This window comes from Xanthomonas sp. CFBP 8445 (genome assembly GCF_025666235.1).
GTDB lineage: Bacteria > Pseudomonadota > Gammaproteobacteria > Xanthomonadales > Xanthomonadaceae > Xanthomonas_A > Xanthomonas_A indica.
On record NZ_CP102594.1, the window covers coordinates 3,186,216 to 3,202,834 of the forward strand.

The window sequence follows — 16,619 nt, forward strand, 5'->3', positions numbered from 1 at the left end:
TGAGCCGCGGGTCAGGCGCTCCATCATCCTGTGCAGGGCGGCCTCAGCCGCGACGGGGCGTCACCGTTGACGCCCCGTCGCGCTGGCGCAAACGCCAGGCAAGAAAAAAGCGGGCCGAAGCCCGCTTTTTCCTGGAACGGCAGTGGGCGGGTGCGGCTTATTCGGCCGACACGCCCTCGCCTTCCTCGACGGCCTTCATCGACAGGCGGATGCGGCCCTGCTTGTCGACTTCCAGCACCTTGACCTTGACCACGTCGCCTTCCTTCAGCTTGTCGCCGACCTTCTCCACGCGCTCGCTGGAGATCTGCGAGACGTGCACCAGGCCGTCCTTGCCCGGCAGGATGGTCACGAACGCGCCGAAGTCCATGATCTTGGCGACCTTGCCTTCGTAGATGCGGCCCGGCTCGACGTCCGAGGTGATCTGCTCGATGCGCGACTTGGCGGCCTGCGCCGCGATCGCGTTGACCGAGGCGATGACGATGGTGCCGTCGTCCTGGATGTCGATCTGGGTGCCGGTTTCCTTGGTGATCGCCTGGATGGTCGAACCGCCCTTGCCGATCACTTCGCGGATCTTGTCCGGGTGGATCTTGATGGTCAGCAGGCGCGGCGCGTAGTCGCTCAACTCCGCACGCGGGCTGGTCAGCGCGCTGGCCATCTCGCCGAGGATGTGCAGGCGGCCGGCCTTGGCCTGGGCCAGGGCCTGCTTCATGATTTCCTCGGTGATGCCTTCGATCTTGATGTCCATCTGCAGCGCGGACACGCCCTCGGCGGTACCGGCGACCTTGAAGTCCATGTCGCCCAGGTGATCTTCATCGCCCAGGATGTCCGACAGCACCACGAAGTCGTTGCCTTCCTTCACCAGGCCCATGGCGATACCGGCCACCGGCGCCTTCACCGGCACGCCGGCGTCCATCAGCGCCAGCGAGCTGCCGCACACCGAGGCCATCGACGAGGAACCGTTGGATTCGGTGATTTCCGACACCACGCGGATGGTGTACGGGAACTCTTCCATGGTCGGCATCACCGCCAGCACGCCGCGCTTGGCGAGGCGGCCGTGGCCGATCTCGCGACGCTTGGGCGCGCCGAAGCGGCCGCACTCACCCACCGAGTACGGGGGGAAGTTGTAGTGGAACAGGAAGTTTTCCTTGTACTCGCCGGAGACCGCGTCGATCACCTGGCCGTCGCGGGCGGTGCCCAGGGTGGTGACCACGATCGCCTGGGTCTCGCCGCGCGTGAACAGCGCCGAGCCGTGGGTGCGCGGCAGCACGCCGGCCTTCACGCTGATCGGGCGCACGGTGTCCAGCGCACGGCCGTCGATGCGCACCTTGGTGCTCAGCACCGAACCGCGCATGGTCTGGTATTCCAGCTCGCCGAACTCCTTGGCCAGGTCGGCGGCGACCCAGTTCTCGGCGGTGGCGCGCGGCGCCAGCTGCGCCAGCACGTCCTTCTTGATCGCGGCGATGGCGTCGCGGCGCTGCAGCTTGTCGCGCACCTGGAAGGCGGCGGCCAGCTGATCGCCGACGGCTTCCTTCAGCGCCGCGATCATGGCCTCGTTCTTGGCCGGGGCGACCCACTCGGACGGCTTGGTGCCGGCTTCGACGGTCAGCTCGTTGATCGCGTTGATGACCTTCTGCATCTCGCGGTGGCCGAAGGTGACCGCACCCAGCATCACTTCTTCGGACAGCAGCGCGGCTTCGGACTCGACCATCAGCACGGCGTTGGCGGTACCGGCGACGACCAGCTCCAGCTGCGATTCCTTCAGATCCGACACGGTCGGGTTGAGGATGTACTCGCCGTTCTTGTAGCCGACCTTGGCGGCGCCGATCGGGCCCTTGAACGGGGTGCCGGCCAGCGACAGCGCGGCCGAGGCGCCGATCAGCGCGGCGATGTCGCCGTCGATGTCCGGGTTCATCGACATCACCGTGGCGATGATCTGCACTTCGTTCTTGTAATCCTCCGGGAACAGCGGACGGATCGGACGGTCGATCAGACGCGAAATCAGCGTCTCCTTCTCGGTCGCACGGCCCTCGCGCTTGAAGAAGCCGCCGGGGATGCGGCCGCCGGCGTAGAACTTCTCCTGATAGTCGACCGTCAGCGGGAAGAAGTCCTGACCTTCGCGCGCGCTCTTGGCGGCGACGGCGGTGACCAGCAGTACGGTGTCGTCCATCTTGACGATGACGGCACCGCCGGCCTGGCGGGCGATCTCGCCGGTTTCGAGGGTGACGGTGTGCTTGCCGTACTGGAAGGTTTTGGTGATTTTTGCCACGGGGTTTCCTTGGATGATGCTGTCTGCAAATGGACCGCTGACGGCCCATGCCGCTGGCGGGTGGCCGGGAGGATCCGGCCGGTGGCGCGGAGCGATCCCCGGGCCACGGTACTACCCAAAACAAAACCGCGGCGCATCGCTGCGCCGCGGTGGGGTTCGTTGCCTCAGCGACGCAGGCCGAGCTTCTCGATCAGCGCCTTGTAACGCTCGCCATCCTTCTTCTTCAGGTAGTCGAGCAGGCTGCGGCGGCGGTTGACCATCTGCAGCAGGCCGCGGCGGCTGTGGTGGTCCTTCTTGTGGGTCTTGAAGTGGCCGGTCAGCTGCTCGATGCGGGCGGTCAGCAGGGCGACCTGCACTTCCGGCGAACCGGTGTCGGCAGCGCCGCGCTTGTTTTCTTCGATGACTTTCTGGGTGTCGATGGACATGAGGTTTTCTCTGAGATGCGGGGCCGGCAGGAACGTGCGAAGGACGCACCGCCTGGCTCGCCGATTGCGAAGGATTGCGCCGAAGCGCAGCGTGCCGGAAAGGCCGCGAAATTGTACCGGCCCTGGCCCGGAGGAACAAGGCGTTAAGACAGCGTCATGACTGAACGACAGTCAGGTGGCGGCCGATGCGCCTGCCGTTGCGGTCACGGATTGAACATGCGCTGCGGCGCCAGCAGCCCGCTGCCATCGACCTGGCCCAGGCCCAGCGGCACCCCGTCGGCGTCGAACACCGCGGCCAGGCCGGGCGCCCAGGCCGGATCGCGCAGGCGCTGGCCCATGCGGAAACGCTGCGCCGCAGCATGCTCCAGCCGCACCGGCGGGAAATCGGCCAGGCCGGCGGCCAGCGGCAGCACCAGCGCCTCCAACGCCGCCGGATCCTGCGCGGCCAGTTGCTGAAGATGCTCCAGGGTCACCATCTGCGGCGTGCGGAACGGCTCCACCCACAGCCGTCGCAGCGCGGCGATGTGCGCGCCGCAGCCCAGCGCCTCGCCCAGGTCGCGGGCCAGGCTGCGGATGTAGGTGCCGGACCCGCAGGCCACATGCAGGCGCAGGCGGTCGCCGGCGTGGGCGAGCACGTCGATCGCATGCACCTCGACCTCGCGCTCCGGCGCCTCGATCGCCTCGCCGCGGCGCGCCTTGACGTACAGCGGCTCCCCGCCCTGCTTGAGCGCGGAGTAGATCGGCGCGCGCTGGCGGATGCGCCCGCGCAGCGGCGCCAGCGCCGCCTCCAGCGTCGCCGCGTCCAGCGGCGGCACCGGCCGGGTCCGCAGCACCGCGCCCTCGGCATCGTCGCTGTCGGTGGTGACCCCTAGCACCACCTCCGCCTCATAGGCCTTGGCCGACCCGAGCAACAGCCCGGCCAGCTTGGTCGCCTCGCCGAAGCACAGCGGCAGCAGCCCGGTGGCGAGCGGATCCAGGCTGCCGGTGTGGCCGCCCTTCTCGGCACGGAACAGCCGCCGCGCCGCCTGCAGCGCCGCGTTGGAACTCATGCCGATCGGCTTGTCGAGCAGCACGATGCCGTCGAGGCGACGGAAGACGATACGGGGCAGACGCGGGCCGAAGACGGGCATGGGGTGAGGGCGGGGATTCGGGATTGGGGATTCGGGATTGGCGGATCCGACCCCGGCATGGCGCGGGCGAACGGCACGCATGGAACAGCGTGACGCCAGGCGGATGAAAGAGCGCCGCGATCGCGACTGCGAAACGGGCGCTCGCCTTCGGCGCCCGCACTCAAACACTGGGAGCCGACGCCGCGGCGTCGGCAGCGGACTCAGTCCTTGCGCGGCGCCGTTTCGGCGTCGTCGGCGGCATGGCCGTCGTCGTCCTGCTTCTGCTGCAGTTCCGGAATGTCGCGCAGCAGGTTGTCGATGCGCTCGCCGCGATCGACCGAATCGTCGTAGTGGAAATGCAGTTCGGGCACGTGGCGCAGCTTCATCGCCCGCGCCAGTTCGCTGCGCAGCTGCGGCGCAAGCTCGCGCAGGCCCTTGACCGCCTCGACCGAACGTTCCGGCATCAGCGCGGTGACGAACACCTTGGCATGGGCCATGTCGCGGGTGACTTCGACGTCGGACACGCTCACCGACGGCAAGCCGTGATCGCGCACGGCCGCATGCACGATCGTGCCGAGGTCGCGACGGATCTGCGCGGACACGCGATCGGTACGGTGGAAGGATTTGGTGGGCATGACTGAAGCTCTCTCTTTTGGAAAGACGGGGTCGGGAGAGACTCGCAGAAGCGACACGCACGTAGCGCACCGCTTTTACGAATCCCCAATCCCGATTCCCGACTCCCGGCTCTTACAGCGTACGCTGCACTTCGATGCGCTCGAAGCACTCGATCTGGTCGCCGGCCTTGACGTCGTTGTAGGCCTTCACGCCGATACCGCACTCGGTGCCGTTGCGCACTTCGTCGACGTTCTCCTTGAAGCGACGCAGCGATTCCAGCTCGCCCTCGAACACCACGGTGTTGTCGCGCAGCACGCGGATCGGCTTGTTGCGCTTGACCACGCCCTCCACGACCATGCAGCCGGCGACGGCGCCGAACTTGGAGCTGCGGAACACGTCGCGCACTTGGGCGATACCGATGATCTCTTCGCGGATCTCCACGCCCAGCAGGCCGGACGCCACCTGCTTCACCTGGTCGATCACGTCGTAGATGATCGAGAAGTAACGCAGGTCGATGCCGTTGGTCTCGATGATGCGCCGCGCCGAGGCGTCGGCACGCACGTTGAAGCCGATCACCGTGGCCTTGGACGCCAGCGCCGAATTCGCATCGGACTCGGTGATGCCGCCCACGCCGGAGTGAATCACGTTGATGCGGATCTGCTCGTTGGACAGCGCGGTCAGCGACTGCTTCAGCGCTTCCACCGAACCCTGCACGTCGGCCTTGATCACCAGGTTCAGCGACAGCTGGCCCTCGCCCTTGCCGAGCTGCGACATGATGTCTTCCATGCGGCTGCCCGCGGTGGACACCAGGCGCGATTCACGGCGCTTGGTCTCGCGCTGCTGCGCCACGTCCTTGGCCAGGCGCTCGTCGTCGACGACCACGAAGTCGTCGCCGGCATCCGGCACGCCGGACAGGCCGAGCACCTGCACCGGGATCGACGGACCCGCGGAATCCGGCTGCTTGCCGGTCTCGTCGAACAGCGCACGCACGCGGCCGTACTGGATGCCGCACACCAGGTAGTCGCCCTTCTTCAGCGCGCCCTGCTGCACCAGCACCGTCGCCACCGGGCCGCGGCCCTTGTCCAGCGAGGACTCGATCACCACGCCGCTGGCGCGGCCTTCGGCCACCGCGCGCAGTTCCAGCACTTCGGCCTGCAGCGAGATCGCGTCCAGCAGCGTGTCGATGCCCTGGCCGGTCTTGGCCGAGAGCTCGACGAACTGCGTGTCGCCGCCGAACTCTTCGGCGACCACGTCCTGCGCCAGCAACTCGTTCTTGACCCGCAGCGGATCGGCGCCGGACTTGTCGATCTTGTTGACCGCCACGATCAGCGGCACGCCGGCCGCCTTGGCATGCTTGACCGCCTCGACCGTCTGCGGCATCACGCCGTCGTCGGCGGCGACCACCAGCACCACGATGTCGGTGAGCTTGGCGCCGCGGGCGCGCATCGAGGTGAACGCGGCGTGGCCCGGGGTATCCAGGAAGCTGATGACGCCGCGGTCGGTTTCGACGTGGTACGCGCCGATGTGCTGGGTGATGCCGCCGGCTTCGCCCGAGGCGACCTTGGTGCGGCGGATGTAGTCCAGCAGCGAGGTCTTGCCGTGGTCGACGTGGCCCATGATGGTGACCACCGGCGGCCGCGGCAGCTTCTCGCCCTGCGCGTCCTCGGTGTGCGCCAGCAGCGCGTCCTCGGCGTCGGCACTGCCCGCACGCACCGGCTTGTGGCCGAGCTCTTCGGTGACCAGCGCCGCGGTGTCGTGGTCGATGGTCTGGGTGATGGTGGCCATCACGCCCATCTTGAACAGCGCCTTCACCACGTCGCCGCCCTTCAGCGCGAGCTTCTGCGCCAGGTCGGCCACGGTGATGGTGTCGCCGATCGCCACTTCGCGCACCACCGGTGCGGTGGGACGCTCGAAGCCGTGCGCGCCGCCGCCGCTGCGCGACGGTTCGGCCTGGCGACGGCCGCCGCTGTGGCTGCCGCCGCGCGGCTTGCCGCGCACGTTGGAACGGCGCGCGCGGTCGGCCGCGGACAGGTGCAGCTGGCCGGCGAAGCGGCTGGTGCTGTCGTCGTCCTCGACACCGGCGACCATCACGTGCGAGCCGCGGGTCTTGTGCTTGTTGTTGGCGTTGTTGCGGTCGTCGCTGCGCGGGGCCGCCGGCTTGGCCGGATGCGCCGCACCGGCCGGACGCGGTGCCACCGCCGGACGCGGCGCGCGCGGCGCAGCGGCGGCGTTGCGGTCGGCGGCAGGCGCGGCCGGCGCCGCAGCCGGCGGCGCCGACTCGGCTTCCAGCGCCGCCTGCGCGGCGCGCTGCTCGGCCTCGGCGCGCTCGCGCGCTTCCTGCTCGGCCTTGCGCTTGCGCTCGATTTCCTCGGCGCGCGCACGGTCCTGCTCGGCGAGCTTCTGCTGCTCGGCCAGGTTGCGCTGCTTGGATTCCTCCAGCTTGCGCAGGATCTCGGCCCGCTCGTCGTCCACCCGTCCGCCCGCGGACGGCGCCGCACGCTCGGCGGCCAGGTCCTCGGCCGACTTCACGTAGGTGCGCTTCTGCCGGACCTCGACGTTGACCGTGGTCTTGCTGCGCCCGGCGCTGACCGTCACTTCCTGCAGCTTGCGCCGGTTCAGGGTGATCTTCTTCGGCGCCGCCTGGGCCTCTTCCTCGACCGGCTTGTCGGTCTTGCCGTGGGTACGGCGCAGGAAGCCCAGCAGCTTCATCTTTTCGGTGCTGGTGACGACCTGGTCGGGACCGCTGAACTTCATCCCGGCGTCGGCCAGTTGAACCAGCAGTTTCTCGACCGGCGTGTTCACCAGTTCGGCCAGCTTGCGGATGGTGGTTTGCTGCGACATTCGGATCCTATGATCTGGTTGGCGCCCCCTCGCCGCGTGCGAAGGTAGCGCGGATTCTAAGCCCTGATCGGGTCAGGGCGGCATTCATCGCTGACTCATTCGCCGCGCTCCAGGCGGGCGATCTCCTCGGCGCGGGCGGCCAGGATCAGGGCCGCGGCGCGGTCCTTGTCCAGGTCCTCGATGCCGAACTCGAGGATTTCGTCGGCAGCCAGATCCGACAGGTCCTCGCTGGTGCGTACGCCATGGCCGGCCAGCGCGTAGGCGGTGGCTTCGTCCATGCCCGGCAGCGACAGCAGGTCCGCCGCCGGCACGCCGTCGTCGTCGCTCTCCTCGGCGGCCAGCGCCTCGTTGAGCAGCGCGTCGCGGGCACGGGCGCGCAGTTCCTCGACGATGTCCTCGTCGAAGCCTTCGACCGCCAGCAGCTCGCCGACCGGCACGTAGGCGATTTCCTCGACCGAGTTGAAGCCCTCGGCGACCAGGATCGCGGCGATCTCCTCGTCCACTTCCAGCTTGTCCATGAACAGCTGGCGGGCCACGGCCTGCTCGGCCTCGGACTTGGCCGCGACCTGCTCGGCGGTCATCACGTTGAGCTGCCAGCCGGTCAGGCGGCTGGCCAGGCGCACGTTCTGGCCGCCCTTGCCGATCGCCTGGGCCAGGCGGTCTTCCGCCACCGCCAGGTCCATCGAGTGCTTTTCTTCGTCGACGATGATCGACTGCACCTCGGCCGGCGCCATCGCGTTGATGACGAAGTTGGCCGGGTTGTCGTTCCACAGCACGATGTCCACGCGCTCGCCGTTGAGCTCGTTGGACACCGCCTGCACGCGCGAACCGCGCATGCCGATGCAGGCGCCGATCGGATCGGTGCGGGTGTCGTGCGCCAGCACCGCGATCTTGGCGCGGTCGCCCGGATCGCGCGCGCAGGCCTTGATCTCGACCAGGCCCTGGCCCACTTCCGGCACTTCCAGCTTGAACAGCTCGATCATGAATTCCGGCGCGGCGCGGCTGATGAACAGCTGCGGGCCGCGCGGCTCCGAACGCACTTCGGCCAGGTAGCCGCGCACGCGGTCGCCGGCGCGCAGCACATCGCGCGGAATGCCCTTGTCCTTGGGAATGAAGGCCTCGGCGTTGCCGCCCAGGTCCACGTAGATGTTGCCGCGCTCGGCGCGCTTGACCACGCCGGTGACCAGCTCGCCGACGCGATCCTTCCACGCATCCACCACCTGCTGGCGCTCAGCCTCGCGCACGCGCTGCACGATCACCTGCTTGGCGGCCTGCGCGGCGATGCGGCCGAAGTCCGGATTCTCGATCTGCTCTTCGATGTAGTCGCCGACCTCAACGCCCTCGGCCTCGTCGACCGCGTCCATCAGGCGGATCTGCCGGTCGGGCGACTCCATCACCACGTCGTCGGCCACCACTTCCCAACGCCGGAAGGTCTCGTAGGTGCCGTCCTTGTGGTCGATGGTGACGCGCGTCAGCACGTCCTGGTCGGGGTAGCGCTTCTTCGCCGCCGACGCCAACGCGGCCTCGATCGCATCGAAGATCACTTCGCGCGGCACGCCCTTTTCGTTGGCCACCGCGTCGACTACCAGCAACAGTTCCTTGCTCATTCTTTCGCTCCGCGCGCAGCCTCGTCGGCCGCCGGTTCGTTGGATGGTTTCTTATTGGATTTTGCGTTCTTGCCGGCCGGCTTCGGCCCCTTGCCCGGCTTGGTCGGGGCCAGGCCCAGCGCCGCCCAGTCGGGCATGATCCGCGCCTTGTCGATATTGTCGAAGTCCACCGCCAGTTCGGCGCCGTCGACCTCGAAGGTAATGCGGCCGGCATCGGCGTCGGCCTGCACGATGCGCCCCTGCAGGCGCCGACGGCCCTGCTGCGGCAGCTTCAGCACCACCTTGGCCGATTCGCCCAGATGGCGGGAAAACTGTTCGGCGCTGAACAGCGGCCGGTCCACGCCCGGCGAGGACACTTCCAGCGTGTAGTTGCCGCTGATCGGGTCTTCCACGTCCAGTTGCGCCGAGACCTCGCGGCTGACCCGCTCGCAATCGTCGATATTGACCACGCGCTCGGGCTGCTCGGCCAGCGGCACGTCGATGTACAGGCGCAGCGTGGCGCCGCCGGGGGCCGGCAGATATTCCGCGCCCAGCAGTTCCAGGCCCAACGCGTCCACGGTCGGGCCCAGCAGAGTCGCGATTTCGTTTGCCTTGTCGCTCACAGCCTGCCTTGCATCTGAAAGGGTTGAAGAGTCGGTTGCGTGCATTTTCCGGACCCCGGAAACGACAAAGGGCCCTCTGGGCCCCTTGTCCGGTAAAACTCCGGTCACGCTGGATTCCGGTTGCGACGACGGGAACATGCGTCATCGCGAAGCCCAGATTTCCCTGCCGCAGACAACCGATGCACTGGTTGCCGCTGCAGACAAATATGGTAGCGGGGGCAGGATTTGAACCTGCGACCTTCGGGTTATGAGCCCGACGAGCTGCCAGACTGCTCCACCCCGCAGCAGAAGCGGAATTATGAAGAATCAGTGCGTCGATTGCAAGCCCTGATTTTCATCTCGACGCGGTAGCGAGGCTGCCGTGCGAAGGACGCCATGATAACCGCACACGATGGAAAACGAAACAGCAATCGCATCGCCGAATGCAAAAACGCCGACGCCGCCTTGCGGCGGCGTCGGCGGAAACAGCGGGAAAACCGCCCTTTCGCGATCAGGCCAGGTGCGCGAAGGCGCGCTGGCACCATGCCATCAGCGGGCTCCAGGCCAGGCCGAAGGCCAGCAGGCCCAGCGCGTTGACGCCCAGCGCCACGCCCAGCACGCGATCGTCGTTGGCCGGCAGCGGCGAGCCGACCGGCTCGTCGAAATACATCACCTTGATCACGCGCAGATAGTAGAACGCGCCGATCACCGCGCACAGCACCGACAGTACCGCCAGGCCGGTCCACCACAGGTTCTGGTCGGGCACCGCGACCACCGCGCCCAGCACCGCCAGCTTGGCCCAGAAGCCCAGGAACGGCGGCACGCCGGCCAGCGAGGCCATGATGCACAGCACCAGCAGCGCCATCCACGGGTTGCGCGCGTTCAGGCCCTTGAAGTCGTCGATGTTCTCGGCTTCGAAGCCCTTGCGCGACAGCGCGATGATCGCGCCGAACGACGCGGTGGACATCACCGCGTAGCAGATCGCGTAGAACAGCGCCGCCGCGTAGCCGCGCTCGCCGCCACCGGCCACGCCCAGCAGCAGGAAGCCGATGTGCGAGACCGTGGAGTACGCCAGCATGCGCTTGAGGTTGCTCTGCGCCACCGCCATCAGGTTGCCGACCACCAGCGACAGCGCCGCCAGGCCGCCGATCACCCAGTGCCACTGCGCCGCCAGCGGACCCACGCCCACTTCCAGCAGGCGGTAGGCCATGCCGAACGCGGCCAGCTTGGAGGCCGAGCTGATGAACAGCGCGATCGGCGCCGGGGCGCCCTGGTAGACGTCCGGCAGCCACATGTGGAACGGCGCGGCGCCGAGCTTGAAGGCGACGCCGGCGATCATGAACACGGTGCCGGTCAGCAGCAGCATGTGCTCGCGGCCGTTGCCGATCGCCTCGTGGATGCCGCTCAGGCTCAGCGTGCCGGTGGCGCCGTAGATCAGCGACATGCCGTACAGCAGCAGGCCCGAGGCCAGTGAACCGAGCACGATGTACTTCATCGCCGCTTCCGTGGCCATGCCGTTGTCGCGGTTGGAGGCGACCAGCGCGTAGGAGCACAGCGCCAGCAGTTCCAGGCCCAGGTAGACCATCAGCAGGCTGCCGGCCGACACCAGGATCATCATGCCGACCGTGGCGAACAGCACCAGCACCGGGATCTCGCCCTGGTACAGATTGCGCTCGCGCAGGTAGCTCCAGCCGTAGATCAGGGTCAGCGCGCTGAGGCCGACGATCACCGTCTTCATCACGTCGGCGGCGGCGTCGCGCACGAACATGCCCTGGAACACCTCGCCCTGCCCGCCCACGCCGGCCAGCAGCATCGCGAACACCGCGACCAGGATCGCCACCGACACGATGTGGGTCCAGGCCTTGTTGCGCTCGCTGACGAACAGATCGAGCATCAGCAGGAAGAAGGCACCGGCGGTCAGCACCAGCTCGGGCAGCAGGGGCGGCAGGTCGACGGTGGTCAGAGGCAGCAGCGCAGGGGTGGTCATCATCAAATCTCTGGAATCAATACGCTCGACGGCCGCTTACAGCTTGCTGGTGGCGATCTGCGCCGCCAGCTTCGCGATCGAGGGCTCCATCAGGTCGGTCAACGGCTTCGGATACAGGCCCAGGGCCAGCACGCCGAGCGCGAACACGCCCAGCACCAGCGCCTCGCGGCCGTTGATGTCCTTCAGCTCGGCCACGTGCGCATTGGCGACTTCGCCGAAGAACACGCGGCGGTACAGCCACAGGGTGTAGGCGGCGGTGATCACCAGGGTGGTCGCCGCACCGAAGGCCAGCAGCGGATGCGCCTGGAAGCTGGCCATGATGACCATGAACTCGCCGACGAAGCCGCTGGTGCCCGGCAGGCCCGCGTTGGCCATGAAGAACAGCATCGCGAAGGTGGCGAACCACGGCATCACGTTGACCACGCCGCCGTAGTCGGCGATGCGGCGGGTATGCATGCGGTCGTACAGCACGCCCACGCAGGAGAACATGGCGCCGGACACGAAGCCGTGCGAGATCATCTGCACCATCGCGCCCTGCAGGCCCAGCCGCGCGGCGTCGACGCTGCCGAAGCCGACCAAGGCGAAAGCGACGAAGGTGCCGAGGGTGACGAAGCCCATGTGCGCGATCGACGAGTACGCGATCAGCTTCTTCATGTCGTCCTGGACCAGGGCGACCAGGCCGACGTAGATCACCGCGATCAGCGACAGCGCGATCACCAGCCATGCCCACTCGTTGCTGGCGTCGGGCAGGATCGGCAGGTTGAAGCGCAGGAAGCCGTAGCCGCCGATCTTCAGCGCGATCGCCGCCAGGATCACCGAACCGGCGGTCGGCGCTTCCACGTGCGCGTCCGGCAGCCAGGTGTGCACCGGGAACATCGGCACCTTGACCGCGAAGGCGATCAGGAAGGCGAAGAACAACCAGGTCTGTTCCTTCGAGGTCAGCGAGAGCTGGTACAGGTCGGCGAGCTGGAAGCTGCCGCCCTTCAGGTACAGGTAGATCAACCCGACCAGCATCAGCACCGAGCCGAGGAAGGTGTACAGGAAGAACTTGACCGCGGCATAGATGCGGCGCGGGCCGCCCCAGATGCCGATGATCAGGAACATCGGGATCAGCATCGCCTCGAAGAACACGTAGAACAGCATCGCGTCGGTGGCGGAGAAGATGCCGACGGTGACGCCTTCCAGGATCAGGAACGCGGCCACGTACTGGTTGACGCGCTTGTCGATCGAGGTCCACGCGCCGATCAGCGCCAGCACCGTGACCAGGGTGGTCAGCACGATCAGCGCGACCGCGATGCCGTCGGCGCCGAGGTTGTAGCCGATGTCGTACGCCGGGATCCAGGCGTGGGTCTCGACGAACTGCAGCGCGTCGCTGGCGTAGTCGAAACCGGTGAGCAGCGGCACGCTGAGCGCGAAGGTCAGCAACGCCACCAGCAGCGACGCCCAGCGTGCCGCACGCGCGTCGCGCACGGCGAGGACCAGGGCGCCGCCGATGATCGGCAGCCAGATCAGGATGGAGAGTAGAGGCCAGTTCGACACGTGTTCTTATTCCGTACAGGTCAACGCCAGAAATGCATCAGCACGCCCAGCAGGGCAATGAGACCGACGATCATCGCGAAGGCGTAGTGATAGAGGAAACCGGATTGCGTGCGACGCAGCAGGTTGGCCGCCAGGTCGATCACGCGCGCGGTGCCGTTGACCATGACGCCGTCCACGACATGCGTATCCACCGCACGCGACACCTTGCCCAGGCGTACGCCGCCGCCGGCGAAACCGCCGATCCAGAGCTTGTCGAAACCGTACTTGTTCTCGAGGATCCACACCGGCACCGAGAAGGTCTTGCGCGCCTTCGCCGCCAGTTCCGGCTTCCACAGGTACAGGATCCAGGCCAGGGCGAAACCGGCCAGGGTCAGGAAGAACGGCGGCTGGGTCAGGCCATGCAGGGCGAACGCGACCGGGCCATGGAACTCCTCGGCCAGCGCACCGACGGTGTCGCGCGCCGGGTCGTAGAAGTCGACGATGCCTGTGAAGAAGCTGACTGCCTGGCCCTTGATCGCCGCCGCGGCATGGTGCCCCGCCCAATCGGTGCCGAACAGCATCGGGCCGATGGTGAAGAAGCCGATCGCGATCGACGGGATCGCCAGCAGGATCAGCGGCACCGTCACCACCCACGGCGACTCGTGCGGCTCGTGCGCGCCATGGTGGCCGTGGTGGTCGTCATACGCATGCGCGTCGTGCGCATCGTGCGCGTGGGACTGCGCCTCGGCGTCGGTGTGGGCGCTGTCGTGGTGGGCGTGCACGTCGTGCGCATGCGCATCGCGGAAACGCTCCTGGCCGTGGAAGGTCAGGAACAGCAGGCGGAAGCTGTAGAAGCTGGTGATCAGCACGCCGCCGAGCACCGCCCAGTAGCCGTAGGTCGCGATCCAGCTATGCGAGGTGTGCGCGTGATGCGCGGCCGCCTCGATGATGGTGTCCTTGGAGTAGAAGCCGGCGAAGAACGGGGTGCCCACCAGCGCCAGGGTGCCGATCACGCTGGTCCAGTAGGTGATCGGCATGTACTTGCGCAGGCCGCCCATCTTGCGCATGTCCTGCTCGTGGTGCATGCCGATGATCACCGAGCCGGCCGCCAGGAACAGCAGCGCCTTGAAGAAGGCGTGGGTCATCAGGTGGAACACCGCCGCCGAGTACGCCGACACGCCCAGCGCCACGGTCATGTAGCCCAGCTGCGACAGTGTCGAGTAGGCGACCACGCGCTTGATGTCGTTCTGCACGATGCCGATCAGGCCGGTGAAGAACGCGGTGGTGGCGCCGACGACCAGCACGAAGTTCAGCGCGGTCTGCGACAGCTCGAACAGCGGCGACATGCGCGCCACCATGAAGATGCCGGCGGTGACCATGGTCGCGGCGTGGATCAGCGCCGAGATCGGGGTCGGGCCTTCCATCGAGTCCGGCAGCCACACGTGCAGCGGCACCTGCGCCGACTTGCCCATGGCGCCGATGAACAAGCAAATGCAGATGATGGTGGAGACGTTCCAGGCCTGCCCCGGGAGCAGCTGCACCTGGGCCAGGCCGCCGGCGGCCTCGTTGCCCAGCACCGCGGTGGCGTTGGCGAACACGCTGGCGTAGTCCAGCGTGCCGAACCACAGCAGTACGCCGGCGATGCCGAGGATGAAGCCGAAGTCGCCGACGCGGTTGACCAGGAACGCCTTCATGTTGGCGAACACCGCGGTCGGGCGCTTGAACCAGAAGCCGATCAGTAGGTACGACACCAGGCCCACCGCTTCCCAGCCGAAGAACAGCTGCAGGAAGTTGTTGCTCATCACCAGGCTCAGCATCGAGAAGGTGAACAGCGAGATGTAGCTGAAGAAGCGCTGGTAGCCCGGGTCATCGGCCATGTAGCCGATGGTGTAGATGTGCACCAGCAGCGACACGAAGGTCACCACCACCATCATCATCGCGGTCAGGCGGTCGACCATGAAGCCGACGTGGGCCGAGTAATGGCCGACCTCGAAGAAGGTGTAGAGGTTCTGGTTGAACGGCGAAGCGCCCTGCCCCACCAGCTGGTACAGGGTCCAGCACGACAGCGCGCAGCTGACCGCGACGCCGAGGATGGTGGCGAACTGCGCGCCCTTGCGGCCGACCTGACGGCCGAACAGGCCGGCGATGATGCTGCCGACCAGCGGGGCCAGCACCACCGCGATCAGCAGACTCTTGGAGAGCGTAATTTCCATCTGCAGGTCAGCCCTTCAGCGAATCGACTTCGGCCACGTTGATCGTGTGGCGGGTACGGAACAGCGTCACCAGGATCGCGAGGCCGATGGCGGCTTCGGCCGCGGCCACGGTCAGGATGAAGAACACGAACAACTGGCCGGCGGCGTCGCCGAGCTCGCGCGAAAAGGCGACGAAGTTGATGTTGACCGACAGCAGCATCAGCTCGATCGACATCAGCAGCACGATGACGTTCTTGCGGTTGAGGAAGATGCCGGCCAGGGCGATGCAGAACAGCACCGCGCCGAGCGCCAGCAGATGGCCTAGGGAGATCATGGCTGGCCCTCCTGCGATGCCGGCGGAGTGTGGAGCGTGGGCTTCTCGGCGTCCATCTTGACGATGCGCAGACGGTCGCTGGCCTTGACCCGCGACTGGTCGCCCGGGTTCTGGGTCTTGATGCCGGTGCGCTTGCGCAGGGTCAGCATCACCGCGGCGACCACCGCCACGGTCAGGATGATCGCGGCGAACTCGAACGGCAGCAGGAACTGGGTGAACAGGGTCTTGGCCAGCCAGGTGATGTTGGAGGTGTCGGCGGCCTGGGCCGCGGCGTTGTCGGCCGGGAACGGCGCCGCGCTACGCGCCTTGACCCCGATCAGGGTGACCATCTGCACCAGCATCGCCACCGCCACCACCAGGCCGACCGGCAGGTAGCGCACCCAGCCTTCGCGCAGGCGGGCGGTGTCGATGTCCAGCATCATCACCACGAACAGGAACAGCACCATGACCGCGCCGACGTAGACCAGCACCAGGGTCACGCCGAGGAACTCGGCGCCCACCAGCAGCCACACGCAAGCAATGGAGAAGAAGGTCAGGATCAGGCACAGCACCGCGTACACGGGGTTGCGCACGCTGATCACCGCGCCGGCGGCGACCGCGGCGATGGTGGCGAAGATCCAGAAAGCGATATTTACCCAATCCATTTCGGAACCTCAGCGGAAGGGAGCGTCGGCAGCGCGGCGCTCGGCGATCTCGGCCTCGAGCCGGTCTCCGATCGCCAGCAACTGCGGCTTGGTGACGATGTTCTCGCCGCGCTTCTCGAAGTGGTACTCCAGCACCTGGGTCTCCACGATCGAATCCACCGGGCAGCTTTCCTCGCAGAAGCCGCAGTAGATGCACTTGAACAGGTCGATGTCGTAGCGGGTGGTACGGCGGGTGCCGTCCTCGCGCTTGGTCGAGTCGATGGTGATCGCCAGCGCCGGGCACACCGCCTCGCACAGCTTGCAGGCGATGCAGCGCTCTTCGCCGTTGGGATACCGGCGCAGCGCGTGCAGGCCGCGGAAACGCGGCGACTGCGGGAACTTCTCCATCGGGTACAGCACGGTGTACTTGGGACGGAACGTGTACTTCAAGGTCAGCCACAGGCCGCCGAGCAGCTCGAGCAGCAGCAGGCTCTTGAAGTAATGGGTGATTTTATTCATCG

13 protein-coding genes and 1 tRNA gene are annotated in these 16,619 nt (G+C 67.2%); all 14 read right to left on the bottom strand.

Annotation, left to right across the window (positions count from 1 at the left end; all coding sequences use genetic code 11):
- Positions 1 to 157: 157 nt before the first annotated feature.
- The gene (gene pnp, locus NUG21_RS13530; RefSeq protein ID WP_242081273.1) at positions 158 to 2,266 is read right to left on the bottom strand and encodes a polyribonucleotide nucleotidyltransferase; all 2,109 of its coding nucleotides are present in this window, start codon (positions 2,264 to 2,266) and stop codon (positions 158 to 160) included.
- Positions 2,267 to 2,430: 164 nt separating this feature from the next.
- A complete protein-coding gene (gene rpsO / locus NUG21_RS13535) occupies positions 2,431 to 2,691 on the bottom strand; it encodes a 30S ribosomal protein S15 (protein ID WP_019797620.1) in 261 nt (86 codons plus the stop codon).
- Positions 2,692 to 2,894: 203 nt separating this feature from the next.
- Positions 2,895 to 3,821, bottom strand: coding sequence for a tRNA pseudouridine(55) synthase TruB (truB, locus tag NUG21_RS13540; RefSeq protein ID WP_263391143.1), 927 nt, complete (start codon positions 3,819 to 3,821; stop codon positions 2,895 to 2,897).
- 200 nt (positions 3,822 to 4,021) lie between these two features.
- On the bottom strand, positions 4,022 to 4,435 hold the full coding sequence (gene rbfA, locus NUG21_RS13545; protein ID WP_019796602.1) for a 30S ribosome-binding factor RbfA: 414 nt from the start codon (positions 4,433 to 4,435) through the stop codon (positions 4,022 to 4,024).
- Between the two features lie 112 nt (positions 4,436 to 4,547).
- Positions 4,548 to 7,256 carry a translation initiation factor IF-2 gene (gene infB, locus NUG21_RS13550; RefSeq protein ID WP_160947090.1) on the bottom strand — a complete coding sequence of 903 codons (2,709 nt, stop codon included), beginning with the start codon at positions 7,254 to 7,256 and terminating at the stop codon, positions 4,548 to 4,550.
- Between the two features lie 95 nt (positions 7,257 to 7,351).
- Positions 7,352 to 8,863, bottom strand: a complete 1,512-nt coding sequence (nusA, locus tag NUG21_RS13555; protein ID WP_160947091.1) for a transcription termination factor NusA — start codon at positions 8,861 to 8,863, stop codon at positions 7,352 to 7,354.
- Positions 8,860 to 9,465 (bottom strand): ribosome maturation factor RimP, encoded by a 606-nt coding sequence (rimP, locus tag NUG21_RS13560; protein WP_019796233.1) that lies wholly within the window; start codon positions 9,463 to 9,465, stop codon positions 8,860 to 8,862. Before rimP ends, nusA begins: the two co-directional genes overlap by 4 nt.
- A gap of 207 nt (positions 9,466 to 9,672) precedes the next feature.
- Positions 9,673 to 9,749, bottom strand: a tRNA-Met gene (locus NUG21_RS13565).
- A 206-nt stretch (positions 9,750 to 9,955) separates the two neighbouring features.
- Entirely contained in the window at positions 9,956 to 11,431 is a 1,476-nt protein-coding gene (nuoN, locus tag NUG21_RS13570; RefSeq protein ID WP_184502609.1) for an NADH-quinone oxidoreductase subunit NuoN, read from the bottom strand.
- A 36-nt stretch (positions 11,432 to 11,467) separates the two neighbouring features.
- On the bottom strand, positions 11,468 to 12,970 hold the full coding sequence (locus NUG21_RS13575; protein WP_263391144.1) for an NADH-quinone oxidoreductase subunit M: 1,503 nt from the start codon (positions 12,968 to 12,970) through the stop codon (positions 11,468 to 11,470).
- A gap of 20 nt (positions 12,971 to 12,990) precedes the next feature.
- Complete coding sequence (nuoL, locus tag NUG21_RS13580) at positions 12,991 to 15,162, bottom strand: NADH-quinone oxidoreductase subunit L (protein ID WP_019796543.1); 2,172 nt, start codon at positions 15,160 to 15,162, stop codon at positions 12,991 to 12,993.
- 7 nt (positions 15,163 to 15,169) lie between these two features.
- Positions 15,170 to 15,475, bottom strand: coding sequence for an NADH-quinone oxidoreductase subunit NuoK (gene nuoK, locus NUG21_RS13585; protein WP_017908131.1), 306 nt, complete (start codon positions 15,473 to 15,475; stop codon positions 15,170 to 15,172).
- Entirely contained in the window at positions 15,472 to 16,119 is a 648-nt protein-coding gene (locus NUG21_RS13590) for an NADH-quinone oxidoreductase subunit J (protein ID WP_019796545.1), read from the bottom strand. Before NUG21_RS13590 ends, nuoK begins: the two co-directional genes overlap by 4 nt.
- Positions 16,120 to 16,128: 9 nt before the next feature.
- Positions 16,129 to 16,617: an NADH-quinone oxidoreductase subunit NuoI gene (gene nuoI, locus NUG21_RS13595; protein WP_012915532.1), complete on the bottom strand. Its 489-nt coding sequence runs from the start codon at positions 16,615 to 16,617 to the stop codon at positions 16,129 to 16,131.
- Positions 16,618 to 16,619 lie beyond the last annotated feature (2 nt).